A 23,797-nucleotide genomic window follows, 5' to 3' on the forward strand; every position below is an offset into this window, starting at 1 on the left:
GCTGGCGTGTGGGTGCAGTGCGGATCAGTAAGGGTCAGGGCAAGGAGGGGTTTGTGGCTGGAGACTGGAGCCTGCAACCAGGAAGCATACCATGGGGCAATAGGCTTGGCCTTGAGGTGGTTTCTATCGGCGATGGCCTCAGCTCGCTGCGGGTCGGTTGGCGTCGGGAGCTGGCGGACGAGGACGAGGTTCTCGCAACCGGCGTGTTGACGAGCCTCATCGATCAGGCCTGCGGCGTTGCCGTGATGTCCCGATTGGGCAGACGGCTGGCGATCTCCACCCTTAACCTGAAGGTGGACCATGTGCGATCCGCCGAGGCGAGATGCCCCGCGACGGCGTGGGCTCACTGCTACGACGCGACCGAGCACCGTGCGTTCGTACGCGCCGAAGTCTGGGATACAGATCCGTCTCACCTGATCGCGACTGCCCAAGGCGTCTTTTCGATCAATCGGGCTGTCGCCCCATGAACGAAGGCGCGATCGGGGCCAGTACCGGGCGGAACGGCTTTGCGAAGCTACTCGGTACCATGATGACGCAAAGCGGTGAAACGTTCACGCTGATCCCCACGGAGGAGCTTGTCGGGAATCCCATTCTGCCCGCCTTGCATGGAGGCGCGATCGCGTCCTTTCTTGAGCTGGCCGCACAGCTTGCTCTCTCCCGCACACTCTCGCCAGGGCAGTCCTGCCGGCTGATCAGCATGAACCTTCAATTTCTCGCCCCGGTCAGACTGGGCGCAGTCAGCACGACGCCGACGCTGGTGCGCGTAGGGCGTCGTGTCGCAGTGGTGCATGCCGAAGGCGTCGAGCGAAACGGAACCGGAAAACTGTGCCTTGCGCAGCTGGAATTCGCCGTCGGACAATCCTCCGGAGACGAGGATCACACCCGACATTCCTGATTGGTTCAGCGGGCCGATCTCCAGAGAGCAAGGATGCTTCTGAGCGCCGTCGCGAAGGCGAGCGGCTCATCCAGCATCAGGTGATGGCGCGCGTTGGGCACCGCGACGATCGGGATCGCGCCGGCTCCCAGTTCGCGCAGATATGCCGCGGAATCCCTGCCGAAGAGCGCGCTGTGCTCGCCGTAGATGATTGCCAGCCGACCGGGCGCCGCGGCGACACGGCGACCCATCGTCATCCATTCGTCCGCCGAGTTGCCGCGCGCGAACACCGCGGGCGAGAACTTCCACGTCCACGCGTCCCCGTCCCGCCGGAGCGAATGATAGGCCATGTAGTCCATCAGGAACGGCTCACCCGCGGGCTGTGGCGGCGCGAGCACGTAGCGCGCGCGTGCGGTCGGGTAATCGGGATACCGGCTGGCGGGCTTGTTCGGGTCGCCCGAGCCGGGGCTGCCGCGTCCGCCACGCCAGTAGGCGGCAAGCGCCTCCGGCCGCATGATCATCAGGTCGCAGATGATCGCGCCCGCGAACCGTTCGGCCGCGATCGTCATCGCGGTCACCGCGACCCCCGCGCCGAAGCTGTGGCCGATGATCACGGGCGGCGCAGCACCGTCGAACAGCCCGGTCGCCTCCGCCACCGCGATCATCTCGCGCCCGCGGCCGTCACCATCGATCCCCACGCGCGCGTCGCTGTCGCCCATGCCCGCAAGATCATAGGCGACCACATGGTAGTCCGCGGCGAGCAACGGCGCGATAAACGCCCAGCAGCGCGCATGGGCAAGAAAGCCGTGCGCCATGAGCACGCCCGGCTTTGCGCGGTCGCCCCAGCGCAGGTAGTGGATCTGCGCGCCCTCTACGGTGACGAAGCCTTCTTCCCGCGGAACGGCCAGCGCATCGACGAACCAGTCCGGCAGGTGCGACCCGTCCTCGGCCCATATCGGGTCGATGTCCGACGATCCGGTAGCCTCGGCGGCGCTCATGCCGACAGCCGGAAACCGCTATAGCCCGCCTCGGCGACCGCATCGCAGATCTCGGCATAGCCGACCACAGACGGATAGTTGAGTAGCTGACGCGGTTTGCCTGGGATGTTCGCTCCCATGTACCAGGAATCGGCCCTGGGAAAGAGCGTCATGGCGGCGATCTCGTCGATGTGGCGCGCCCATGCCGCGTGCGCGTCCGGCTCGGCCTCGAAGCGGGACCACCCGCCCGTGCGCAGATGCTCGAGGAACCGGATGACCCAGTCACCCTGCACCTCCGCGGCAGTCGGACCATTGGAGAAGCCGGACGGGCTCTGCGGGCCGTAGAGGAACACCATGTTAGGGAAGCCCGAAACCGCGTAGCCGAGATGCGTGCGTGCGCCTTCGCCCCACGCGTGCGCCAGCGTCGCCCCGCCGCGCCCGCGAATGTCCATCTGCATCAGCCCTCCCGTCACTGCGTCGAAACCGGTCGCGAGCACCAGGACGTCGTGTCGGCGCTCACCGACGCTCGTGGCTATGCCGTCGGGCAGGATCCGTTCGATCGGCTCTTCCCGCAGGTCGACGAGTTCGACGTTCGGCTGGTTGAAGATGTCGTAATAAGTCTGCTCGAGCGACGGCCGCTTGACCCCGAACGGATGCGGCGGGTCGCTGGGTGCGAGCTTCTCCTGCAACGCTGGGTCGGTGATCCGCTCGCGCACCTTGTCTCGCCAGAAATCGTAGGCCAGCCGGTTGGCGCGCTCGTCCACCAGGATGTCGGCGTAGTTGCCGACCCAATAGTGGAAGCCGCCCGCCGCCCACAGCCGCTCGAACGCCGCGGTGCGCTCCTCGCTTGACACCTCGAGCGCGGACTGGTCGAGCCGCAGGATCTCGAACCCGCCGCTGCTCAGTCGGCGTTGACGGAAGATCTCGGGGTAACCGGGCTTGGCCTGCTCCTGCTCAGCCGCGGTCAATGGGCGCTGGCGCATCGGCAGAGCCAGTATAGGTGTGCGCTGGTAGATCGTCAGCTGCGCAGCCTCGCGTGCCGCCTCCTGAGCGACCTGCACACCGCTCGCGCCGGTCCCGATGATCGCGACGCGCTTGCCGCCAAAGTCGATGCCCTCCTGCGGCCAGTGGGCGGTGTGGTGGGCCGGGCCGGCAAAGCTGTCGAGTCCCGAAAGTGACGGGATGTACGCCTTGGCCGCAAAGCCGGTACACGGTAGCAGATAGCGGGTGGTCAGCCGCTCTCCATCGGCGAGTTCCACTCGCCAGAAGCCGGCATGTTCGTCGAACACGGCGGAGCGCATCCTGACGCCGAGCGTCATTGCAGGCCAGAGGTCGAGAACGTCGCAGGCATGTCGGAAATAGCGACGCAACTCGCGCCAGCCTGGGAAGCGTTCCGACCAGGTCCAGTCGCGCCACACCCGCTCGTCCGAGAACTCGTAGATCGGAACATGCGAATCGACTCGCGCGCCAGGGTAGCAGTTCCAGTACCAGATGCCGCCCGGCTCCGCCGCCGCATCCACCAGCCGAACGTTGAAGCCGTTCTCGCGCAACTTCCCGAGCAGGTAGATCCCGCTGAAGCCCGCGCCGATCACCAGCGCGTCGATGTCGGGCACGCCCGTCATCGCGCAGCGACTGCCGCGACGGCGATGTCGGTCGCCGCCTTGTAATCCGCCTTGCCGTTCGGCGCGCGCAGCGGTCGGTCCGTGACGACGATCGCTTTGGGCGTCTTGTAGCCGGCGAGCGCGGCGCGCACGTGAGCGCGCACCGCCGCCTCGTCTACTGTCGCCCCCGGTGCGGCATGGACCACCGCCGTCACCGCCTGGCCCCATTTCTCGTCGGGCACGCCGACCACAAGCGCGTCCGCGACCGCTGGATGCGTCTTCAGCACCTCCTCCACCTCTTCCGGATAGACCTTCTCACCCGCCGTGTTGATGCACACGCTGCCGCGCCCGAGCAGCGTCAGCGTCCCGTCCGCGGCGACGGTGCACCAGTCGCCAGGCATCGAGTAACGGACGCCGTTGATGGTGCGGAACGTCTTCGCGCTTTTCTCCGGATCCTTGTAGTAGCCGATCGGGATCGCGCCCTTACGCGCGATGAAACCGGGCGTGCCGCTGCCCGGCACGACCGGCCGGTCATGCTCGTCGAACACGTCGCACAGCCCGCCGATGGTGAAGCGTGCGGTCGCCGTCTCGCCCGCCGCGCTGGTGACCGACAGGCCGAACCCCAGCCCTTCCGACGCGCCGAAGCTGTCCATCAGCACGACTTGCGGGATGTGCCGGATCAACCCAGCCTTCACCTCGCGGCTCCACATCACCCCGGATGAAACGATCGTGACGAGGCTGGACGTGTCGTAGCGCCCGGGCGCGGCATCCAGCGCGGCCAGCATCGGCTTGGCGAAGGCGTCGCCGACGATCGCGATCGATTCGACGCGGTCGCGATCGACCGACCGCCACAGCTCGTCGGCATCGAACGATTCACCGCCGAGCGTCACGATGCAGCCGCCGCTCATCAGCGTGCCGATGGACGTGATGAAGCCGGTGCCGTGCATCATCGGGCAGGCGGGCATCGTACGCCGGCCCGGTCCGTCGCGCGCGGTCAGCGCCGCGGTTTCTGCAAGGTCGGCGGGCGTCGGCCCCATCAGCCGCTGCGCGTCGAGTTGCGCCTCGCGCATGTCGGTGTGCCGCCACATCACGCCCTTCGGCATCCCCGTCGTGCCGCCGGTGTAGATGAACAACTCGTCGTCGGGCGAGCGCGCGATGCCGAGCGGCGCGCCGTCGCCCTCCCGCGCGAGCGCCTCGTAGGGCAGCGCGAACGAGGCGCGCTCCGCCTCAGGACCGATCTCCACGAAGGTGTGCACCTTGCCGAGCCGGCCGTGCAGCTCCTCGATGCAGGCGCGGAACTCGGCGCTGTAGACCACGACCTCGCTGTCGCTGTCGTCGAAGATGTAGAACACCTCGTCGGGCCGATAACGGTAGTTGATGTTGACGTGGGTCAGGCGTCCCTTGAAGCACGCCGCCATCAGCTCGCCGTATTCGGGCCGGTTGCGCATATAGAAGGCGACCTTGGCGCCCGGTCCCGCGCCCCGCGCACGCAGCGCCCGCGCGATGTTGTTTGAACGGCGCGCCATCTCGGGCCAGGTGATGACCCGGTCGCCGTGGATCAGCGCGGGGGCGTTGTGGGGCATTACGGGCTCGATCGCGTCGAGGATGTCGCCCAGGTTCCACTGCGTCATGCCTGCTGCTCCTCGTCTCAGGCGGCGCGTTTGCCCCAGCCCTGCAGCGCGGCCGCCTCCGCGCGCACGATCTCCGGCCCGCCGAGCAACTGCCGGTCGAAGCCGATGCGCTTGAACCAGTAATGGAGGCCGAGCAGGTCGGTGAACCCCATCCCGCCGTGGACCTCCGTGGCGGTACGCGCGACGAATCGGCCCACCTCCCCGGTGTGAGACTTGGCATGACATGCCATCAGCAAAGCCTCATCCGGGACCGCGTCGAACGCATGCGCCGCGTACCAGACGAGCGATCGGCACGGCTCCAGCCGCGCCGCCATCTCGGCGCACATGTGCTTGACCGCCTGGAAGCTGCCGATGACGCGCCCGAACTGCTCGCGCTCCCCGGCATAATCGACCGCCCGCGCGATCATCACGTCGCCCGCGCCCACGCTGTCCGCCGCGAGCAGCACGCGGCCCGCGGCGACAAGCCGGTTGGCGGTCCCGCCGTCGTCCTCGCCGAGCGGCTCGGCCGCGACGCCGTCGAGCCGCAACTCTCCCACCGACCGCGTGAGGTCGATCGTGGACAGCGGAAGGCGTTCGAGCCCGTCCGCCTCGCCGGCGACCAGATGCAATTGGCCGCCCTGGTCGGCGATGACAAAGGCATCGGCGTCGGCGCTGTCGAGCACGAACAGCGCGGAGCCGCTGAGCGTGCCGTCCGCGGCCGTGACGCCGCCGCCGTCGCGACGGTTGACGACCTCGGTCAGCCCGACGCCGAAGCGCGCGCTGCCGTCGGCAATGCGCGGCAGCCAGCGCGCCTGCTGCGCCGGCGTGCCGGCAAGCCGCAGCGCAAGCGGGGCGAGGACGCAGCGCGCCACGAACGGCACCGGCGCCACCGCTGCGCCGAGCGCCTCCGCCACTACTAAGGCATCGAGCAGGCCCAGGCCGAGGCCGCCGTGCTCCTCGAGCACCATGATGCCGGAAAGGCCAAGCTCGGACAGCGCCGCCACCACCGCCGCACTGACGGCATGGCCGCCCTCCGCGACCTCGCGGACGTGATCGAGCGGGCAATGTTCGCGCAGCAGCCGATCGACCGCGTCGCGCAGCATCCGCTGCTCGGGGGAAAGACCGAAATCCATCTATGCCGCCTCCGCCTTGGGTGCGCGCGCGTGCTCCAGCTTCGGCTCGCGCGGCATGCCGAGCCCCCGCTCGGCGATGATGTTCTTCTGGATCTGCGCGGTGCCGCCGCCGACGATGAGGCCGAGCTGGAACATGTAGTTCCACTGCCAGCTTCCGCCCGCCCGCTCGCGCCGGCTGCCGCCGTACAGCAGGCCGAGCTCCCCCATGGCGTCGATCGCCAGCGCCGAGATCTGGTGCGCCAGTTCGCACGACTGGAGCTTGACGATCAGCTTGGCGAGGCCGCCGGGTTCGCCCTTCAGCGAATTGGACAGCAGCCGCAGGCCGTTGAACTTCATCGCCGCGACTTCGGCCTGCAGCGCCACCAGCCGGTCGCACAATGCCGCGTTGTCGATCGCGCGCACGCCGTCGATCCGTTCATCGTGCATCAGCTGCACGAGCGCGGCGAGGCGATTCTCCAGCGCCGCCGGGTCGCCCAGCATGCCACGCTCGTAACCGAGCGTGGCGTTGGCCACCATCCAGCCCTGCCCGCGCTGGCCGACGATCTGGTCCACGGGCACGCGCACGTCGGTGAAGAAGGTTTCGTTGAACTCGGCGTGGCCCGTCATCGTGCGCAGCGGGCGCACCTCGATCCCGGGTGTTTTCATGGAGAAGATGAGGTAGCTGATCCCCGCATGCTTGGGCGCGTCCGCTTCCGTCCGCACGAGGCAGAAGATCATGTCCGCCTGATGCGCGGTGCTGGTCCAGATCTTCTGCCCGTTGATGACGAACTCGCCGTTCTCCTCGCGCGCGCTGGTGCGCAGCGCCGCCAGATCAGAGCCCGCGCCCGGTTCCGAATACCCCTGGCACCAGACGATCTCGCCGCGCAGCGTCGGCGCGATCCAGCGGCGCTTCTGCTCCTCCGTGCCGAGCTCGAGCAGCGTCGGAACGAGCATCGAGATGCCCTGGTTCGACAGCCCGCCCGGCACGCCCGCCGCGGCGAACTCCTCGGCGATGATGCGCGAGGTGAGGATGTCGGGTTCGGCGCCGAAGCCGCCATATTCGCGCGGAATGGTGCGCGCGGTGTAGCCGTGTTCGAGCAGCAGCTGCTGCCACGCGACCGCGTCCGCCCCGGCGCGCTGCGCCGCGCCGGGCGCGGCCGGGGCACGGTGGCGGTTCTCGGCGATGAACGCGCGCAGCTCATCGCGGAACGCCTCGTATTCCGGGCCGTAACTCAGGTCCATCGGTTCACGCTCCTGCAGCTGGTGTGAAGACGGGCAGCCGAAACCCGTCGCCGATCGTTTCGAAGGCCAGCGCCACCGGCATGTCGAGCGCGAGCGTGGCAGGGTCGGCGCCGGTCAGCCGGGTCGCCATGCGGACGCCCTCGTCCAGCTCGACCACCGCCGCTACATACGGCACGTCGGCCGCGAAGGCGGGGTGAAGCGCCTGGTGCGTCACCGTCCAGGAAAACAGCCGCCCGCGCCCGCTGCTCGGCTCCCAGGCGAACGACGGCGAGCCGCAGCGCGCGCACATGTAGCGGGGCAGGTGGCGCCACGTCCGGCACTCGCCGCACCGTTGGAAATGGAGCGTGCCGCCCTGGCAGCGCTGCCAGAACTCCTGCTCTACCGGATCCTGCGGGTGCGGCAACGGCTTGGGCGGCGAGACGGCGGGTGCCCGCAGCTTGGGCGCAATGTCGTCGTCGTTCATGCGAACCTCCGCAGGATGGCGATGCTGCCGTCGCCCAGGTCGCCCCAGCCGGTGACGAGCCCCGTCTGTGCTCCCGGCACCTGGCGCTCGCCGCAGTCGTGCCGCAGCTGGCGCACGGCCTCGACGACGTGGTTGAGCCCCCACACGTGCGCCTCGCTCAGCAGCCCGCCATGGGTGTTGAGCGGAAAGCGCCCGCCGAGCTCGATCTGCCCGTCACGCACGAAGTCGAGCGCGCCGCCCGGCTCGCAATAGCCCATCGCCTCCAGCTGGAGCAGCACGACGTAGGTGAAGCAGTCGTAGACCTGGAGGAAATCCATCTCCTCGCGGCGCACACCGGCCATTTCGAAGGCCTTGGGCGCGGCGTAGCTCAGCCCGATCTTGAACGGATCCGGGCGCGAGGGGATATCGTCCGCGGGATAGGGATGCCCCTCGGCGGCGCCTGCGATTGTGACGGGCACATGCGGCATGTCGCGCGCGCGGTCGGTGCGCGAGACGACGACCGCGCACGCGCCGTCGGTCTCGAGGCAGCAGTCGTAGAGCCGGAACGGCTCCGACACCATCCGGGCGTCGTGGTAGGTTTCCCAGTCGAGCGGCCGGCCGTAGGTGAACGCCTTCGGATTGAGTTGCGCATGCCGTCGGCACGCCATCGCCACCGCCCCCATGGCTTCCGGACCGACGCCGTGGAGCTGCGAATGCCGGGTCGCCAGCCAGGCATACATCTGCACCGGCAGGAACACGCCATAGGGCATGTAATACCCGCGGATCGTGTTGGTCAGCGTGTTCATGTTCATCGGCCGCGTGGGCGGAGCGCCCGGCTTGGGCCGCAGCGCGGAGAAGCCGTTCCAGCCGAGCGTGACGAGCACGTGGTCGCACAGCCCCGCCGCGATCGCGATCGCCGCATGCTGGAGCGCGGTCGTCGGACTCGCGCCGCCCATGTGGACGGTCGCGGCGTAGCGCAGCACGTCGATGCCGAGGTTCGCCGCCAGTTCCTCCGACGTGGTGTAGATGGGCGGCGGCACCATGCCGTCGATGTCGGACGGGCGCAGCCCCGCGTCCGCGATCGCGCGCCGCGACGCCTCCAGCATCATGTCCACCGCGGTGCGCTCGGTGCCCTTGACGTAATCGGTTTCCCCGACGCCGGTGATCGCCGCCTTGTCCGAGAAGGTCATATCTGTCCCTCCTGTACCAGCCGCGACCCTCAGCGGAGGCCCGCCGCGCGGCCGAGCGCGCGCTCGGCATCGGCGACGAGGTCGCGCATCACCTCGGCGGCGGGGCGCACGGCGTGGATCAGCCCCATGCCCTGCCCGGCGAAGCCCGGGATGATGTCCTTGCGCTTCGCACGGATGCCCGACGCCATCACCGGACCGGCGATCATCGACTGGTATGGCATCGGCAGCGGCTCCTTGCCCGCCGCCACCCAGGCGTCGGCCCACTTGCTGCGGATCATGCGGGCAGGCTTGCCCGTGATCGAGCGGCTTACCACGGTATCGGCATCGCCGCTGTCGACGATCGCTTCCTTCTGGAAGTCCTCGATCCCTGCCTCCTCCGTCGCAAGGAACGCGGTGCCGACCCAGGCGCCCTCGGCGCCCAGCATGAAGGCCGCGGCCACACCGCGCCCGTCGGAGATGCCGCCAGCGCCGAGCACCGGCACCCGGTCCCCCACGGCATCGACGACCTGCGGGATGAGCGAGATGGTGCCGATCGGCGAATTATGCCCGCCGCCGTCGTGCCCCTGCGCCACGATCACGTCGATGCCCGACTCCACCACCTGTAGCGCGTGCTTTACCTTGCCGACGACCGCCATGACGACCGTGCCGTTGGCGTGGAGTCGATCCATCCACGGCCCCGGATTGCCGAGCCCCGCCGCGTAGACGGGCACCTTCTCCTCGACGACGACCTCCATCTGGGCCTCGAAGAACTCCTTGGAGAACAGCGCCGCGCCGCCGTTTGCCGCACCCTCCGTGACGGCGCGGCCGGAATCACGCGCGACGATCTCCAGCCCCTCGCGCTCCATGAAGTCGCGCGTGAACGCCTGATAGTCGGCGAGCACCGCGCGCGGGTCCGCCGGCGCGGCCCCGGTTTGCGGCGCCGAGCCGCGCCGCACCGAGGCGGGCAGGAGCGTGTCGACGCCGAACGGCTTGTCGGTCAGCGCGCGCGTTTCGCGGATCCACGCGCGGAGCTGCTCGGGTGAGCACGCTGCCGCGCCGAGCACGCCCAGCCCGCCCGCGTTGGACACCGCCGCCGCCAGTCGCGGGACGCTTGCCCCGCCCATGCCGGCCAGGACGATCGGATAGTCGATGCCGAGCATCCCGCAGATTCGGCTGTTCAGGGCCATTGTCCGTCTCTCCCACATCGTTCTCGTTGCTGATCTACTCCGGCGGCTACGCCTCGAACGCCTGGGTCCAGCGCACCTTCTGATCCATCAGGTCGGGGCTGCGCCGCCCGAGATATTCCGCCGATCCCTCGACGAGCCGTTCCATCTCGCGCCGCGCCGTGACCGCGTCGCGCAGCCGCACCGCATGGACGACGCGCGCGAGGCGACGAACCTGGTTCTCGCGCTCGTGCTCGGAATAGCCGAGCTGGCGCGAAAGGTCGCGGGTCAGCAGATGCAGCGCGGACGTGAGCAACCCGAACAGCGGATTGCCGCTCGCCCATGCCAGAAGGTCGTGGAAGCGCCGGTTGGTTTCCTCGAACAGCATCGATTCCACCTGCTGCTCGAGATCGGCGAAGCAGCTTGCCAGCGCCATCAGATCCGCCGCCGTTGCGCGCCGGGCAGCGTGAGAGGCCGCCCGCGGGGCCAGCGCCTCGCGCAGCTCGATCAGCGCGCGCAGGTCGGTGCCGACGAAGTGCAGTACGAGCGCAAGCGAACTCGTGAAATCGCCAATCTGCGGCCGCGCGACCACCGGCCCGCCGCCTCGACCGGGCTGCAGGTGGAGCACGCCCTGCAGTTCCAGAAAACGCAGCGCCTCACGCAATGTGGCGCGGGCGACTTCGTACCGCGCGAGCATGTCGTGCTCCGGAGGCAGCCGGTCGCCGACCTGGCGTGCGTCGGCCTCGATGTCGTGCACGATCGCCTGCGCCACGCGAAGCGCGCGCTTGCCCCTTGCGAACGAGAGCGCCTCGCCCTGCTCATCCACGTCCGGCATCAATGAATCCTTATCATGGTTTTATATTGCTCCACTGCTTTATCTTTGTCCAGCGGCAAATTGCTGCCGTCGCCGGCTTGCAAGGCTATTAAAAGGGTATAATGTTAAAGCGCGGGAGGGGAATTGATGACCGACAACGCAGCCTGGATGGAAACCGATGGATATATCGCCATCATCCATCTCAACCGACCCGCGGCGCGCAACGCGCTTGATCCGCAGATGCTGGTGGAACTGGCCGACTGCTGGAGCAGGGTGCGCGACGCCGCCGAGATCCGCGTCGCGGTCGTGACCGGCACCGGCGACGCCTTCTGCTCGGGTGCCGACCTCGGCCGCCTTATCCCGCTCGTCAGCGGCGGGCGACCGCCGGAGGACGAGTGGGATCGCCGCGTGCTCGCTGACCGCGATATTCTCGGCACCGCGCTGCTGCGCACATTTGACGTCGTCAAGCCGGTGATCGCCGCCATCAACGGGCATGCGATCGCAGGCGGCATGGAACTGGTCCAGGGTACAGATCTCAGGATCGCATCGAGCGCCGCGCGCTTCGGCGTGCAGGAGGTCAAATGGGCGATCTTCCCGGGCGGGGGATCGACGGTGCGACTGCCGCGCCAGCTTCCCTTTGCGCGCGCGATGGAATTGCTGCTCACCGGCGATCTGATCGATGCCGGAACCGCGCTCGACTATGGCTTCCTCAACCGCGTCGTTGCGCCGGAGGAGGTGCTGCCTGCGGCGCTCGACTTCGCGCGACGGATCGCCGCCAACGGCCCGATCGCGGTGCAGGCGATCCGCGCGTCGGCGCGCGCCTGTATCGGGCGGCCGGAGAGCGAAGGCATGAACCTCGAGTCGGGCTTCGCCGCGCCGGTGTTCCGAACTGAAGACGCGCGCGAAGGTCCGCGCGCCTTCATGGAAAAGCGTACACCCGTTTTCAAGGGACGTTGAGATGGTTGACGAGGCATCCTCGGGTATCGCGAACGGGCTGGCGGGCGCCGCATTGCAAGGCGCGCTCTCGATCGCGCCGTTCCACGCCTGGCTCGGGCTTCGCGTCGAGGACGTGACAGACGGTGTCCTTCACCTCAGCATGCCGTGGCGCGACGAGATCGTATCGAATCCGCGGATCCCGTCCGTGCATGGCGGCGTGCTCGCCAGCCTGATCGATCTCGCCGGCATGTATGTCCTGCTGACGAGGACGCGTGCGGTCAGCGCCACCGCGTCGCTCCACGTCGATTATCACCGTCCGGCAAGCGGCGGCCCGCTTCACATCCACGCGCGCGTCGTGAAGATAGGACGGACGCTGTCGGTCGCGGACAGCGAGGTGCGCTCGCCCGACGACGTGCTGCTCGCCAGCGGTCGCGGTTCGTATCTCATGCGGGACGGCGGCATCGCGACATGACCGTGCAGAGAATAGGAGAGATCATGAGCATCGAGACCGCGTCGGCGGACGCCAGGCGCACTCCGGCCGAGCCGCGACCGGCCGGCACCATCCTGCTGCTGCGGGATGTGCCCGAATATCAGGTGCTCATGGTGCGACGACACCACCAGATCGATTTCGCCTCGGGAGCGCTGGTGTTCCCGGGAGGCAAGATGCACCCCGGTGACGACGATCCGCGCTGGCGCGATCACGTAACCGGGTGGGACGAAATCGACGCGACCCAGCGCGCGCTGCGCATCGGCGCCATCCGCGAGGCGTTCGAGGAAGCGGGGATCCTGCTGGCCAACTATCCCGACGGCCGCGGCTTCTCCAGTGTATGCGACGCCGAGGCCCGCCGGAAGGTCGATACCGGGGAACTCGCCTTCCTCGATGTCGTCGCCGGATTGGGGGTGAAGCTCTCGCTGACCGCCCTGACCGTTTTCGCCCGCTGGATCACTCCAGAAATGATGCCGAAGCGGTTCGACACCTGGTTCTACGCTGCCCCCGCTCCGGCCGACCAGGTCGCGATCTGCGACGGACATGAAACGGTCGATGCCGAGTGGATCGCGCCAGAGTCGGTCCTGGACCTCGCCCGAAGCGGCGCCCGAACCGTGATCTTCCCCACCTTGATGAACGTGAAGCTGCTGGCCGAGGCCGAGAGCGCAGCGGATTGCCTCGCCCGAGCGGAGGCACGTCCGCTGGTCACCGTGCTCCCGCAGATCGAGACACGGGACGGAGAGCGCGTTCTGACCATTCCGCTCGATGCTGGCTATGGTGAAGTCACACAGAGTTTGACTGAGCTCAGGGCCTGACATCCCAGGTTCCGACTATTGCAGAACCTCCCCATGCCGCTCTGGCAAAACAGAGCGGCCTTTTCTTGGGACTTTGGCCTGACACCTGGAAGTTGCCGAAGGCCGACGTTTCGCGTCGGCTGGCGCCCGGCCAGATCGAGATCAGGATCTGCACATACCGACCGTCACATCTTGGGTGGCGGCGAGACACAATTCGAACGTGGTTTGGCCAGCGTCGGATTAGCTTCCCGACGCGACTCATTCGGGCGTCATATGTGCGACGCCCGGAATGTCTGTAGCGTTACTCTCGAGCTCCGACTATGCTACGGTTCGGTTTACATTTGACGGGACGGCAGGGTGGCTGACGATCGGGCTGAGAACCACGAAAACAAAGTGAGACATGACGACCCGGACGCGAATTTTCACCCAGAATCCAGGTCGGAGGACGGTTCCGAGGAGATGAATGGCGAAAAGAAGCCGTCGCTTCTCGAGCGCTACCCCATCATTCGCTACGTCCTCATCGCCGCGCTTGTCGCCGGCATCATCGCGGCTATCGTTTGGTACATGAATTACCGCGCGAGCGGCCAGTTCCTGCAGTCGACCAACAACGCCTATGTGCGCGCGGACTTCGTGACCGTCTCGCCGAAGGTGGGCGGCTATGTCGAGCGTGTTCTCGTCGCCGACAACCAGCCTGTCCGTCGCGGTCAGCTGCTCGCCGTGCTCGATCCTCGCGACTACCGCGCCAATGTCGAAGAGGCGCAAGCCCAGATCGCCGCAGCCGGCGCCAACATCACCACTGCGCGCCGGACACTTGATGAGCAACAGGCCACGGTCGCCCAGGCGGCCGCCCAGGTCGCGAGCGCCGAGGCTGCCGCCGCAGCGGCAGAGAACGAGGTAAGACGCTACGAACCGCTCACCCGGACAGGGGCGGAATCGCGTGAGCGGCTGGCAAGCCTGGTGCTTCAGCGTGACCGGGCTGCCGCGGAGCTGCGCGCGCAGCGAGCGGCCTACCTCGCCGCCCGTCGCAGTGTTGCAACCCAAGCGGCTCGCATCGGTCAGGCGGAGGCGCAGCGTGGCACCGCGCAGGCGCAGCTTGCGCGCGCCTCGACGGACCTCGGGGCCGTCGAGATCCGCAGCAGCATCGACGGCGTTGTCGCCGACAAGGCCGTCCGGGCTGGGCAATATGTCCAGCCGGCGACCCGGCTGATGTCGGTGGTGCCAGTCGATCAACTCTACATCGAGGCGAACTTCAAGGAAACTCAGGTCGCGCTGATGCGCGTCGGGCAGCCCGTGACCATCAAGGTGGATGCACTGGACGGTGCCGAACTGCGAGGCCGGGTCGCCAGTTTTTCTCCGGGGACGGGCGCGCAGTTTTCACTCATCCCGCCCGAGAACGCGACCGGGAACTTCACCAAGATTGTCCAGCGCGTGCCCGTGCGGATCAGCATCGAGGCGGGTCCGGAGGCGCGGCGGGTGCTGCGTCCCGGACTGTCGGTGGAGGTGACGGTCGACACGATCGGCGCCAAGGGAAGCCGGGAACGAATCAAGCAGGAAACCGAGCGGCTGAAGCGCGGCGAGACGCAGGGCGCGCGCTGATGGCGGCGGAACGCGCCGGCCTGCGCGACTGGCTTGCCGTCGCTGCAGGCACGATCGGGTCGTTCATGGCGCTTCTCGACATCTCGATCGTCAATGCGGCCCTGCCCACAATCCAGGGCGAAATCGGCGCGAGCGGCACCGAGGGCACCTGGGTCGCGACCTCCTATCTCGTGGCGGAGATCGTCATGATCCCGCTAAGCCCCTTCCTGGTGCGCCTGTTCGGTCTGCGCAACTTCCTGCTGGGCGCGGCGATCAGCTTCACCGGCTTTTCCGTCGTGTGCGGCATCTCGACGACGCTGCCGATGATGATCGCTGGCCGTGTGGGCCAGGGCTTTACCGGTGGTGCGCTGATTCCGACTGCCATGACCATCATCGCGACGCGGCTGCCCCCGTCACAGCAGCCGATCGGCACCGCCGCGTTCGGCGGCACCGCGATCCTCGGCCCGGTGCTCGGGCCGATCATCGGTGGTTGGCTCACCGACAATTACAGCTGGCATTATGCCTTCTTCCTCAACGTGCCGGTCTGTGCCGGGCTCGTCCTGCTCCTGCTGTTCGGGCTCAAGCACGAGAAGCTGCGGCTCGACCAGCTGCGCCATGCCGACTGGTTCGGGATCGCGGGGCTCGCGATCGGCTTGGGAGCGCTCACCGTCATGCTGGAGGAGGGACAGCGCGAGATGTGGTTCGAGTCCGCGATGATCGTGAAGCTCGCGATCGCAACGGTGTTCGGCTTTGCGCTCATCACGATCGGACAGGTCCGCTCCGCGCATCCGGTTCTCAAGCTGTCGCTGATCTTCAGCCGGTCGTTCGGCAGCGTCTTCGTCCTCAGCCTTGTCATCGGCGTCGTGCTCTACGGCGTGACCTTCCTGATCCCGCAATTCCTCTCGTCGATGGCGGATTACAGCGCCCTGCAATCGGGCAAGGTGGTCTTCGTCTCCGGCATCCCTGCCCTGATGCTGATGCCGTTCCTGCCGCTCGCGTTCAAATATCTCGATGTCCGGCTGGCTGTCTTCGTCGGGATGACGCTGATCGGCGTCAGTTGCGCCATGGATTGGCACCTCACCGCACAATCGGCGGGGGGCGATCTGAGGGATTCCCAGCTCGTCCGCGGCTTCGGGCAGATCTTCGCCATGATGTTCCTTAACCAGGCCGCGATCAGCGCCGTGGCGCCCGAGGATGCCGGCGACGCGTCCGCGCTGTTCAACGCGGGACGGAACCTTGGCGGATCGATCGGCCTCGCCCTGATGGCGACCCTCCAGGACCGGCAGACTTTCCTGCATTTCAATCGGCTAGGGGAGACGGTGTCGGCCAACGCGGCGACCACGCAGGAGTGGTTCGCGAAGGCCATGTCCATGCCGTCCGGCGAAGCGGGCGCCTATAGGCAGCTTGCCGGGCAGCTCCTCGAGCAAGCTACCGTCATGGCCTATAACGATCTGTTTTTCGCGCTCGGCGTCGCGATTGCGATCACTACCCCGCTGGCGCTGTTCCTCCGCCCGATCTCCTCCGACACGCAGATGGCGATGCACTGATGAAGCGACTTAGCTGGGCCATTCTGCCCGCCCTCCTGACCGGCTGCGTCGTCGGACCCAATTATGGAGGCCCGCCGGGCGTCGCGAGCGGCGAGCGTCCCGGAACGACATTTCGCCGCGCAGATCAGGTAGTCACGTCACCGCAAGCCCCTGTTGCGCGCTGGTGGGAAGGCATGGGCGATCTGCAGCTCACGACGCTGATCAACCGCGCGCTTGCCTCAAATCCCGACGTGGCGATCGCGGAGGCGCGCATCCGCAAGGCGCGCGCCAGCTTGCGCGAACAGCGCGCGAACCAGCTGCCCACCGTCTCGGCGTCGGGCACTGCGATCGTCGCCGATCTTCCCGCAGGCTCGCTCGCGCTGCCGACGCAGGGCGAGCAATCCGATCGTATCAGGGCCGAATTCTACAATGCCGGCCTTGATGCGTCGTGGGAGATCGATCTCTTCGGCGGACGGCGCCGCGCGGCCGAAGGTGCCGAGGCCCAGGCTCAGGCGGCCGAAGCCAATAGAGCTGATGCGCAAGTTCGTCTCTCGGCGGAGGTGGCCCAGAACTATGTGACCTTGCGCGAACTCCAGCAGCGCCTGATCCTGGCGCGCCGCTCCGCGCAGCTTCAGCAGCGATCACTCGCCCTGCTGCAACAGCGCGAGCAGCGCGGCGCCTCATCGCGCGACGAGGTGGTGCGTCTGAAGACCGAGCTGACTCGCACGGAGGCGGGACTGTTGCCGCTTGAGGGACAGATCGCGACCACGCTGGACCAGCTTGCCCTGCTCACCGGCGACGAGCCCGGTGCGCACGACGCGGCGCTCTCCGCGCCCGCTCCGATTCCGATGATCCCCGGGACTGTCGCGATCGGCGATCCCGCCGCCATGCTTCGGCGCCGCCCAGACATTCGCGCGGCCGAGCGGCAGCTGGCGGCATCGAACGCAAAGATTGGCGTCAACATTGCCCGGCAGTTCCCTTCGGTCAGTATCATGGGCATCATCGGCCTGGGTGGTCCCAATATTGCCGATGCGGTCGATCCTGACAGCGTAGCGGGTCTGCTGCTGCCGCGGATCAGCTGGAGCTTCCTTGACTTCGGCCGCAATCGTGCCCGGGTCGAACAGGCGCGGGCCGACCGTGACGAGGCTGAAGCACAATATCGGAAGGCTGTTCTCGGCGCGCTGTCCGATGCGGAAACCAGCCTGACCCGCTTCGGCAATCAGCGACGTAACCTCTTTTCGAGCATCGCGAGCCGGGATGGTTCCAGGCAGTCGGCGACCTACGCCAAGCAGCGATACGAGCAGGGGGCGATCCCGCTGACCACATCCATCGAGGCCGAACGCGCGGCGCTGGCTGCTGATCAGTCGGTCCTGGAAGCGACGGGTGAACTTGATCGTGCATTCATCGCCTTGCAGAAGGCGATAGGACTGGGATGGAGCCAGCAGTGACGGTCTTGCAGCCATGCCAGGGAGGGGCCTGACCGCGTGACGGCGCCGCTTCTGCCGCCACCTGCCCAGTATCTGCGTGATGACGCGATCAGGGGAGGGATGGACCTGATGTTCTTTGCTCACCGATCCCATCTGGCTCATGTCGATACCGAGCTGGCTAAGCAGAACCTCGGGCGGGCACACCACCGCGTTCTTTATTTCTTGGGGAGGCATCCCGAAATTTCCGTCAGCGAACTCCTGGACGTTCTAAGCGTCACCAAGCAATCGCTTGGCAGGGTCATGAGGGACCTCATGGATCGCGGGCTCGTCTCCGGACGGGTCGGGGAGCGCGATCGTCGTCAGAAGCTGCTTTCTTTGACCGATAAGGGACGAGCGCTAGAAAACGCGCTTTTCGAGCATCTCAGGAGCAACATGGCGAACGCTTACCAAGCGGCAGGAGAAACAGCCGTCACGGGCTACTGGATTGTTATGCAGCAGCTCATGCGCGCCGAAGCACGGGAGCAATTCCGCCGGCTGCACTCCAGACAGTGATCGCCGCAAACAGATGCCGGACCAGGTCGAAGGGGGGCTTCATCGACCTGGCCCGGCCGGTTTCACCTATCCTGCAAGCCCGGAGGGGGTAAGGGACTTGCCAGTGGTGAGCTCGTTCTCCAGCACCGGGACCGCAGTGCCGGCGACCTGCTGCAGCGCCGGATCGGTTCCATCCTGCGCGTAACCCTTGTGCACGGCCCATGCGGCCTGCTGGACCTGCGCGGACTGGGTCAGATACAGATTGTCGAACGCGCTTTTGGGCGCCTTCTGGAGCAGCTTGAGCAGGGCGGCTCGGTTGGCGGACAGGCTCGAGGGCGGCGCCTTTATCGTGCGCTGATCGTTCTTCAGCGCCGCAAGTAGCGCCTGGTGGCTGCTCTGCGTTTCCGCCAGCACGCGCTTGGCATAGGCCTTGACGTCATCCCGCTGCGCGCGTGTCGCGGCGAGCTGCGCGGCCTTGATCTGGTAAAGGTTGGCGTCGGCCGCCGCGAGCACGTAATTGGGTCCGCTCTGGCTCGCGATCGGCGAAACGCCGACGTCGGCGCTGGTCATCGTTCCCGAAGTGGCGGGCGAAACGGCCTGCGCCAACACTGGTATCGGCGCCAGGGTGAGCAACGCAGCCACTATCGCAGTCTTCATTGAGATCCTCCATTGGTGTTGTGAGGCGTTGACCGAAATCAACGAGCTGAACGATAAGGAAACGGAACGGTTCCCTTTCTCTAAACTCGTTTGGTGAACCCACTGGATGGATGGCCGCTCGGACGGCTGGAGGTGCGCGGCGATGAAGAACACGACGGCCAGGGGGACCGTTCCCGCGCCGGCAGCGTCAAAAGCTGAAGCGCCAGGCCGGACTGCCGGGTCCTTCTTGCGCAGGAGCGAAGTCTCGAGTGCCTCGATCGCATCCGTCCTGCTCTGCGTCGCCTGCCTCGCTGGCTGCGACCGAACGCCTCGCCAGGCGCCGCCGCGAGCGACGGACACGATCAACGTGCCACCGCAGACGTCCACCGTCGATGTGCCGATCGTCGCGGACCTGGACAAGCTGGCCCGAAGCCTCGAACAGGCGATTCCACGTCGCCTCTGGTCGATCGACAAGCCGGGGCAGACCTGCCTTCCGCCGAAGAAGGTCAAGATCCTCTTCGCGAAGATAAAGACGCCCGCCATCCAGTGCCGCATCACCGGCACCGTCGTCCGAGGGCCGCTGGTGCTGGAGGGCTCGGGAAAAACGATCATTGTCACCATGCCGCTTCACGCCGCGATCAGCGCGCGCGACGTGGGAGGCGTACTCAGCCGGGAAACGGCCGAGGCGGACGCCCGCGTCCGGGCTGTGATCAGGCTCGACATCGCCCGCGACTGGTCGCCGCGCGGCACGGTGTCGATCGCCTACGACTGGACCGACGAGCCCCACGTCGACTTCCTTGGCCAGCGCATCGAGTTCACCAGCAAGGCTGACGCCAAGCTCGCCGGCGTCGTCGCGCGCCTGGAGCGTTCGCTGCCGCAGGAACTCGGCAGATTGCAGCTGCGCGAGCAGGTCGCGCAGGTCTGGGGGTCGGCGTTCACCTCCGTCCAACTGAACCGGGCGAACCCGCCGGTGTGGATGCGGATCACGCCCCGGCAGTTGAGCTACGGAGGCTACACCATCTCGCGCAACCGGGTGAACCTGGCTCTAGGGCTGACGGCAGTTACGGAGACGTTCGTCGGCGACCGGCCACCTGATCCGCAGCGCCGGCCGCTCCCCGACATGACGCGCACGCAGCCCGGACCCGGCCGCATCCTGTTCGCCATACCCGTCATCGCCGACTATCGTCAGCTGGAGCCGGTCCTCGCCAAGGCATTGGTGAAGCGGTCGCGCCGCCCCTTCGAAGTGCCCGGTGTCGGGGCCGTGCGCGCGCAGTTCCACCAAGTGACCATCTACGGCACGACGGGCGGCAAGATCGCAGTCGGGCTTCGCTTCAGCGCGGCAGCCGAAGGCGGGGAGCCTTCGCGGGGCACGATCTGGCTTACCGCCACGCCGCGCAACGCCGTCAACGATCGCCGTGTCGCGTTCGACGATCTCACCGTCGCCAGTGTGACCGACTCGGTCCGGACAAGCCTGCTGCTGAAGCTTGCCAACACTCCCGGCATATCTGGCACTGTGTCAGCCGCGCTGACCCAGAATTTCGAAAAGGATTTCGACAAGCTGTTCGGCAAGATCACCCGTGCGATCGACGAGAAGCGTATCGGCGACCTGATCGTGCGCGCCCGCATCACGGACGTGCGGACGGGCCAGCTGAAGGCGGCGGGGCAAGGCGTCTACCTGCCGGTATGGGGGCGCGGCACGGCCACGATCGGCCTTGCGCCACGGCGGGCCGGAAATTGAGATCTCTGCTGCAGCCTTGACGCCTGCTTGATCGTCCCAGCGGCAACGCTGCAGCCTCTTTCGATCTTGGCAGAACTATTCAAAGGTCAAATCAAATCATCCGGCTCTGTCTCACGGTATCGTCGGACGCGCATCGCTCTGCTTGGTCGCCCGGTGGAGGGCTGTGACGCGCTTGACTTGTGCGATGCTGCAACCCGCCAGCGCCGCCGTTTTCGCTATGCTCATCCCAGCCTCACGAAGTGAGACGATGCGGCGATGATGGGCCAAGTCTGGTTTTCGACCGGTGTAGCGTCCCTCCCGCTTGGCGATCGCTATGCCTTCCCGCTGCCGCTCGCGGCGCAGTTCGTAATCATCGCGAGCGGTCTGAAGCGCAACCCTCAGTAACATGTCTTGAATTGCCTCTAGGACGATGCGCGTCACCCCGCCATTGTCCTCGGCAAGATCGGTAAGATCCACGATTCCTGGTACGGCTAGCCTCGCTCCCTTGTCGCGGATAGCGGTGACGAGCCTCTCCGCCTCAGCCAGCGGCAGGCGACTGATCCGATCGATCTTTTCGGCGATAACCACTTCGCCCATTTGCAGGTCGGCTATCATGCGAAGCAACTCGGGCCTGTCAGGACGCGCGCCGGAAGCCTTCTCGCGATAAACAGCTGCGACATAATACCCCGCGGCACGCGAGGACACGACCATCGCCTCTTGTCGTTCAAGATCCTGCTCGTCGGTGCTGACGCGCAGGTACACGCGAGCAGCGCGGACTGTCGTACTCATGTTGGCTCCGTTGGGTACACCCTTGTGAGCCACCGCTGTGGCAACCGGCTCGAAATAGCAAGCGCCGATCCTGTCGAGCCTAGCTCAGCAAGCCAGGCCTAAGTAGCTAATGGGAGCGGACATGAACGAGGACTGATCACCAAGCGCGCTAAAGTGCGCTGCTTCGCGCTTCCCGTCAGCGCCAAATCCGGTATGATCTGGAAATTGGGTCAGCCAAGCGAGTTCAGTGCAGATGGAAGCGCAGAGGGTCAAGATTGTAGATGGTGGTAAACTCGTGATCCCCGCGGCCATGCGCCGTGAGCTCGGGATCACCACGGGTGACACCGTTCTCGTCGATGTGGACGATGGCGAGCTGCGGGTACGGTCCGTGCCCAAGGCGCTCGAACGGGCTCGCGCGATCCTTCGCAAATATGTGCCCGAAGGCGTCGGCTTGGCTGACGAACTGATCGCGGAGCGCCGGCGTGAGGCGGAGCGTGAGTAGCAAGATCGTACTCGACGCCTCCGCCCTGCTCTGCCTTTTGAACGACGAGCCCGGGGCGGATCGGGTAGTCGACGTCCTCACCCGTAGCATCATCGGAACGACCAACCTCGCCGAGGTCGTCTCCAAGCTTCGGGACCGAGGATTGCCGCTCGACGAAGTGCGTGAGGCACTTGGCGGGCTACACCTCGACGTCCGGCCGCTCTCTCCTGCCCAGGCACTGATAATAGGCGACCTCCGGCCGTCGACCAAGGCGCTTGGCCTCTCGCTTGGTGACCGAGCGTGCCTTGCCTTGGCGATCGACCTGCAGGCGGAGATGTTCACGACTGACGGTCCGCTGGCGAGCGCTGCGGTCGGCGTCACCATCACCAACGTACGACCGCTGGCAGATTAGCCGCACATTCGTGCTTTTGGGTACGGTAGGCTCAGGCAGGCGAGTTGTGGCGGAACAGAGCGCCTGACGTCCACTGTTTCGGGCGCAGATCCACTCTTTTCAGATGCTGCTGGAGGACGGATTGCGTCCACCATTTCAGGGAAACCTACAGGCAGATTCGCGGAAAGAAGTTTCCGAAAACCGGCAACTCGTTTCCGAACTGGCCCGCCTCGTGCAACACCCGACCGACCCCGAACCGCTGCCAACCTCCCGCGCTCTCGTCGTCGTCGAGCCGGCCGAGCTGGTGCCGGCCACGACGGATCTCGCGCTACGACCGACGCCGACACTGCCCGGGATCGTCGACCTCGAGACCGAGCGCGCCGACGCCTATGCGCGCGCCGCCCGCGCGGACAACACGCACCGGGCTTATGCCGCCGATTGGGTGATCTTCACGACTTGGTGCTCGGAGCGTGGTGAATGTCCGCTGCCGGCGTCGGCCGAGCTGGTGCGGCGCTTCGTCGCTTGGGATGCCGATCGTGGGCGCTCGCCGGCAACGATCGAGCGCCGGGTGGCGGCAATCGGGCACTATCACCGTGCCGAGAACTTCGTGGCCCCGACCGCACAGCCCGATGCCGGCAGACTGCGCGAAACAGTGGCTGGGGTCCGCAACAGCCGCGGCGGCAAGAAGACGCGCAAGCGCGCGGCCGATGCCGGCATCCTCGAGGCGATGCTGGCTGCCATCACCGGTGATGGACTCCGGGCGCTGCGCGATCGGGCAGTCCTGGCGATCGGAATGGCGGCAGCGCTCCGGCGCTCCGAGTTGGTCGCGCTCACGGTCGACGACGTCGAGCTCGTGCCCGAGGGGCTGCGGGTCACCATCGGGCGATCAAAGACCGACCAGGGACAGGAAGGCGCGGAGGTTGCGGTGCTTGAGGGCTCGCGGCTGCGGCCCAAGGCGCATCTGCTAGCGTGGATGGCGGCGGCCAAGCATGACGGCGGCCCGTTGTTCCGACGGCTGACGCGGGGGGACGAACTTACGGCTGAGGGGATGAGTGATCGGGCGGTGGCGCGGCTGGTCCAGGCCGCGGCGCGCAAGGTTGGGCTCGACGAGCGGCAGTTTGCCGGCCACTCCTTGCGTGCCGGATTCCTTACCGAGAGCGCCGCGCACGGCGCGACGATCTTCAAAATGCAGGAGGTCAGCCGGCACAAGACGGTGCAGATCCTCTCGGAGTACGTGCGATCGGCCGAGCGGTTCAAGGATCATGCGGGACGAGGCTTTCTATGAGGAGCGTAACCTCGGCCAGGCTCAAACCGCCACTGCGGCATGCAAAGCACCATTGAGGTCGTGCTTCGGCACAGCCAAGGCATACCGCCGCATGTTCCGCTAGACAGGTTTGGTCGCAGTGGCAGCGGCCGGATCGGGTGTTGCCATTTCTTAAGGGGGAGCGGCAAATCGCAGATTTGCGAGAAGGGTGGCAGCTGCTGACCAACCCGTTCCCACCCACTGACGGTGACGACTTGCTC

24 protein-coding genes are annotated in these 23,797 nt (G+C 66.9%); 13 read left to right on the forward strand and 11 right to left on the reverse strand.

The window, feature by feature from the left end; all coding sequences use genetic code 11:
- The first annotated feature begins 53 nt into the window (after window positions 1–53).
- Window positions 54–467, forward strand: a complete 414-nt coding sequence (locus tag GO308_RS14970) for a PaaI family thioesterase (protein WP_191320874.1) — start codon at window positions 54–56, stop codon at window positions 465–467.
- On the forward strand, window positions 464–895 hold the full coding sequence (locus tag GO308_RS14975) for a hotdog domain-containing protein (protein WP_052742494.1): 432 nt from the start codon (window positions 464–466) through the stop codon (window positions 893–895). The genes GO308_RS14970 and GO308_RS14975 overlap by 4 nt, the downstream gene beginning before the upstream one ends.
- Before the next feature lie 5 nt (window positions 896–900).
- On the opposite strand, the gene GO308_RS14980 is transcribed toward GO308_RS14975, so the two are convergent.
- From GO308_RS14980 to GO308_RS15020, 9 genes are read right to left on the reverse strand one after another with little or no spacing between them, the layout of a single operon-like run.
- On the reverse strand, window positions 901–1,872 hold the full coding sequence (locus tag GO308_RS14980) for an alpha/beta hydrolase (protein ID WP_046408737.1): 972 nt from the start codon (window positions 1,870–1,872) through the stop codon (window positions 901–903).
- Window positions 1,869–3,464, reverse strand: coding sequence for an NAD(P)/FAD-dependent oxidoreductase (locus GO308_RS14985; RefSeq protein WP_240886013.1), 1,596 nt, complete (start codon window positions 3,462–3,464; stop codon window positions 1,869–1,871). Before GO308_RS14985 ends, GO308_RS14980 begins: the two co-directional genes overlap by 4 nt.
- Before the next feature lie 5 nt (window positions 3,465–3,469).
- A complete protein-coding gene (locus tag GO308_RS14990) occupies window positions 3,470–5,083 on the reverse strand; it encodes an acyl-CoA synthetase (RefSeq protein WP_191320876.1) in 1,614 nt (537 codons plus the stop codon).
- Between the two features lie 17 nt (window positions 5,084–5,100).
- Window positions 5,101–6,195 (reverse strand): acyl-CoA dehydrogenase family protein, encoded by a 1,095-nt coding sequence (locus GO308_RS14995; protein WP_191320877.1) that lies wholly within the window; start codon window positions 6,193–6,195, stop codon window positions 5,101–5,103.
- Window positions 6,196–7,416 carry an acyl-CoA dehydrogenase family protein gene (locus tag GO308_RS15000; RefSeq protein ID WP_191320878.1) on the reverse strand — a complete coding sequence of 407 codons (1,221 nt, stop codon included), beginning with the start codon at window positions 7,414–7,416 and terminating at the stop codon, window positions 6,196–6,198.
- A gap of 4 nt (window positions 7,417–7,420) precedes the next feature.
- On the reverse strand, window positions 7,421–7,879 hold the full coding sequence (locus GO308_RS15005) for an OB-fold domain-containing protein (protein WP_046408743.1): 459 nt from the start codon (window positions 7,877–7,879) through the stop codon (window positions 7,421–7,423).
- On the reverse strand, window positions 7,876–9,048 hold the full coding sequence (locus GO308_RS15010; RefSeq protein WP_191320879.1) for a transporter: 1,173 nt from the start codon (window positions 9,046–9,048) through the stop codon (window positions 7,876–7,878). Before GO308_RS15010 ends, GO308_RS15005 begins: the two co-directional genes overlap by 4 nt.
- Before the next feature lie 29 nt (window positions 9,049–9,077).
- Window positions 9,078–10,214 carry a nitronate monooxygenase family protein gene (locus GO308_RS15015; protein WP_046408745.1) on the reverse strand — a complete coding sequence of 379 codons (1,137 nt, stop codon included), beginning with the start codon at window positions 10,212–10,214 and terminating at the stop codon, window positions 9,078–9,080.
- 46 nt (window positions 10,215–10,260) lie between these two features.
- Window positions 10,261–11,025, reverse strand: coding sequence for an FCD domain-containing protein (locus GO308_RS15020; RefSeq protein ID WP_046408746.1), 765 nt, complete (start codon window positions 11,023–11,025; stop codon window positions 10,261–10,263).
- A 126-nt stretch (window positions 11,026–11,151) separates the two neighbouring features.
- On the opposite strand from GO308_RS15020, the gene GO308_RS15025 reads away from it, so the two are divergent.
- The 7 genes from GO308_RS15025 (at window position 11,152) to GO308_RS15055 (ending at window position 18,301) form a co-directional block, all read left to right on the forward strand.
- Window positions 11,152–11,961: an enoyl-CoA hydratase-related protein gene (locus GO308_RS15025; protein ID WP_046408802.1), complete on the forward strand. Its 810-nt coding sequence runs from the start codon at window positions 11,152–11,154 to the stop codon at window positions 11,959–11,961.
- A 1-nt stretch (window position 11,962) separates the two neighbouring features.
- Complete coding sequence (locus GO308_RS15030) at window positions 11,963–12,412, forward strand: PaaI family thioesterase (RefSeq protein ID WP_046408747.1); 450 nt, start codon at window positions 11,963–11,965, stop codon at window positions 12,410–12,412.
- Between the two features lie 23 nt (window positions 12,413–12,435).
- Entirely contained in the window at window positions 12,436–13,242 is an 807-nt protein-coding gene (locus GO308_RS15035) for an NUDIX domain-containing protein (protein ID WP_046408748.1), read from the forward strand.
- Window positions 13,243–13,578: 336 nt separating this feature from the next.
- Window positions 13,579–14,817, forward strand: a complete 1,239-nt coding sequence (locus tag GO308_RS15040) for an HlyD family secretion protein (RefSeq protein WP_082102869.1) — start codon at window positions 13,579–13,581, stop codon at window positions 14,815–14,817.
- A complete protein-coding gene (locus tag GO308_RS15045) occupies window positions 14,817–16,343 on the forward strand; it encodes a DHA2 family efflux MFS transporter permease subunit (protein ID WP_046408750.1) in 1,527 nt (508 codons plus the stop codon). Before GO308_RS15040 ends, GO308_RS15045 begins: the two co-directional genes overlap by 1 nt.
- Complete coding sequence (locus tag GO308_RS15050) at window positions 16,343–17,770, forward strand: efflux transporter outer membrane subunit (RefSeq protein ID WP_046408751.1); 1,428 nt, start codon at window positions 16,343–16,345, stop codon at window positions 17,768–17,770. The genes GO308_RS15045 and GO308_RS15050 overlap by 1 nt, the downstream gene beginning before the upstream one ends.
- A 99-nt stretch (window positions 17,771–17,869) precedes the next feature.
- Window positions 17,870–18,301 carry a MarR family transcriptional regulator gene (locus GO308_RS15055; protein ID WP_093064544.1) on the forward strand — a complete coding sequence of 144 codons (432 nt, stop codon included), beginning with the start codon at window positions 17,870–17,872 and terminating at the stop codon, window positions 18,299–18,301.
- A gap of 66 nt (window positions 18,302–18,367) precedes the next feature.
- On the opposite strand, the gene GO308_RS15060 is transcribed toward GO308_RS15055, so the two are convergent.
- Window positions 18,368–18,937: a DUF4142 domain-containing protein gene (locus GO308_RS15060; protein WP_240886014.1), complete on the reverse strand. Its 570-nt coding sequence runs from the start codon at window positions 18,935–18,937 to the stop codon at window positions 18,368–18,370.
- A 142-nt stretch (window positions 18,938–19,079) separates the two neighbouring features.
- On the opposite strand from GO308_RS15060, the gene GO308_RS15065 reads away from it, so the two are divergent.
- Complete coding sequence (locus GO308_RS15065; protein WP_240886015.1) at window positions 19,080–20,654, forward strand: DUF4403 family protein; 1,575 nt, start codon at window positions 19,080–19,082, stop codon at window positions 20,652–20,654.
- A 111-nt stretch (window positions 20,655–20,765) separates the two neighbouring features.
- Here GO308_RS15065 and GO308_RS15070 read toward each other — a convergent pair whose 3' ends face one another.
- Window positions 20,766–21,422, reverse strand: coding sequence for a recombinase family protein (locus GO308_RS15070; protein WP_046408804.1), 657 nt, complete (start codon window positions 21,420–21,422; stop codon window positions 20,766–20,768).
- A 232-nt stretch (window positions 21,423–21,654) separates the two neighbouring features.
- On the opposite strand from GO308_RS15070, the gene GO308_RS15075 reads away from it, so the two are divergent.
- The 3 genes from GO308_RS15075 (at window position 21,655) to GO308_RS15085 (ending at window position 23,558) form a co-directional block, all read left to right on the forward strand.
- Window positions 21,655–21,903 carry an AbrB/MazE/SpoVT family DNA-binding domain-containing protein gene (locus GO308_RS15075; protein ID WP_018251286.1) on the forward strand — a complete coding sequence of 83 codons (249 nt, stop codon included), beginning with the start codon at window positions 21,655–21,657 and terminating at the stop codon, window positions 21,901–21,903.
- A complete protein-coding gene (locus GO308_RS15080) occupies window positions 21,896–22,294 on the forward strand; it encodes a type II toxin-antitoxin system VapC family toxin (protein WP_240886016.1) in 399 nt (132 codons plus the stop codon). The genes GO308_RS15075 and GO308_RS15080 overlap by 8 nt, the downstream gene beginning before the upstream one ends.
- Window positions 22,295–22,397: 103 nt before the next feature.
- Window positions 22,398–23,558 carry a tyrosine-type recombinase/integrase gene (locus tag GO308_RS15085; RefSeq protein WP_240886017.1) on the forward strand — a complete coding sequence of 387 codons (1,161 nt, stop codon included), beginning with the start codon at window positions 22,398–22,400 and terminating at the stop codon, window positions 23,556–23,558.
- Window positions 23,559–23,797: the final 239 nt, after the last annotated feature.

Origin of the sequence: Sphingomonas sp. SFZ2018-12 (assembly GCF_022496715.1) — a bacterium.
Taxonomy (GTDB): Bacteria; Pseudomonadota; Alphaproteobacteria; order Sphingomonadales; family Sphingomonadaceae; genus Sphingomonas.

Coding starts and splice junctions, on each gene's coding strand:
- GO308_RS15055 (WP_093064544.1), top strand. CDS start 17,870: ATGGACCTGATGTTCTTTGCTCACCGATCCCATCTGGCTCATGTCGAT.
- GO308_RS15005 (WP_046408743.1), bottom strand. CDS start 7,879: ATGAACGACGACGACATTGCGCCCAAGCTGCGGGCACCCGCCGTCTCG.
- GO308_RS15045 (WP_046408750.1), top strand. CDS start 14,817: ATGGCGGCGGAACGCGCCGGCCTGCGCGACTGGCTTGCCGTCGCTGCA.
- GO308_RS15065 (WP_240886015.1), top strand. CDS start 19,080: ATGAAGAACACGACGGCCAGGGGGACCGTTCCCGCGCCGGCAGCGTCA.
- GO308_RS14980 (WP_046408737.1), bottom strand. CDS start 1,872: ATGAGCGCCGCCGAGGCTACCGGATCGTCGGACATCGACCCGATATGG.
- GO308_RS15035 (WP_046408748.1), top strand. CDS start 12,436: ATGAGCATCGAGACCGCGTCGGCGGACGCCAGGCGCACTCCGGCCGAG.
- GO308_RS15000 (WP_191320878.1), bottom strand. CDS start 7,416: ATGGACCTGAGTTACGGCCCGGAATACGAGGCGTTCCGCGATGAGCTG.
- GO308_RS15010 (WP_191320879.1), bottom strand. CDS start 9,048: ATGACCTTCTCGGACAAGGCGGCGATCACCGGCGTCGGGGAAACCGAT.
- GO308_RS14995 (WP_191320877.1), bottom strand. CDS start 6,195: ATGGATTTCGGTCTTTCCCCCGAGCAGCGGATGCTGCGCGACGCGGTC.
- GO308_RS15075 (WP_018251286.1), top strand. CDS start 21,655: ATGGAAGCGCAGAGGGTCAAGATTGTAGATGGTGGTAAACTCGTGATC.
- GO308_RS15070 (WP_046408804.1), bottom strand. CDS start 21,422: ATGAGTACGACAGTCCGCGCTGCTCGCGTGTACCTGCGCGTCAGCACC.
- GO308_RS15050 (WP_046408751.1), top strand. CDS start 16,343: ATGAAGCGACTTAGCTGGGCCATTCTGCCCGCCCTCCTGACCGGCTGC.
- GO308_RS15030 (WP_046408747.1), top strand. CDS start 11,963: ATGGTTGACGAGGCATCCTCGGGTATCGCGAACGGGCTGGCGGGCGCC.
- GO308_RS14990 (WP_191320876.1), bottom strand. CDS start 5,083: ATGACGCAGTGGAACCTGGGCGACATCCTCGACGCGATCGAGCCCGTA.
- GO308_RS15015 (WP_046408745.1), bottom strand. CDS start 10,214: ATGGCCCTGAACAGCCGAATCTGCGGGATGCTCGGCATCGACTATCCG.
- GO308_RS15085 (WP_240886017.1), top strand. CDS start 22,398: ATGCTGCTGGAGGACGGATTGCGTCCACCATTTCAGGGAAACCTACAG.
- GO308_RS15020 (WP_046408746.1), bottom strand. CDS start 11,025: ATGCCGGACGTGGATGAGCAGGGCGAGGCGCTCTCGTTCGCAAGGGGC.
- GO308_RS15060 (WP_240886014.1), bottom strand. CDS start 18,937: ATGAAGACTGCGATAGTGGCTGCGTTGCTCACCCTGGCGCCGATACCA.
- GO308_RS15025 (WP_046408802.1), top strand. CDS start 11,152: ATGACCGACAACGCAGCCTGGATGGAAACCGATGGATATATCGCCATC.
- GO308_RS14975 (WP_052742494.1), top strand. CDS start 464: ATGAACGAAGGCGCGATCGGGGCCAGTACCGGGCGGAACGGCTTTGCG.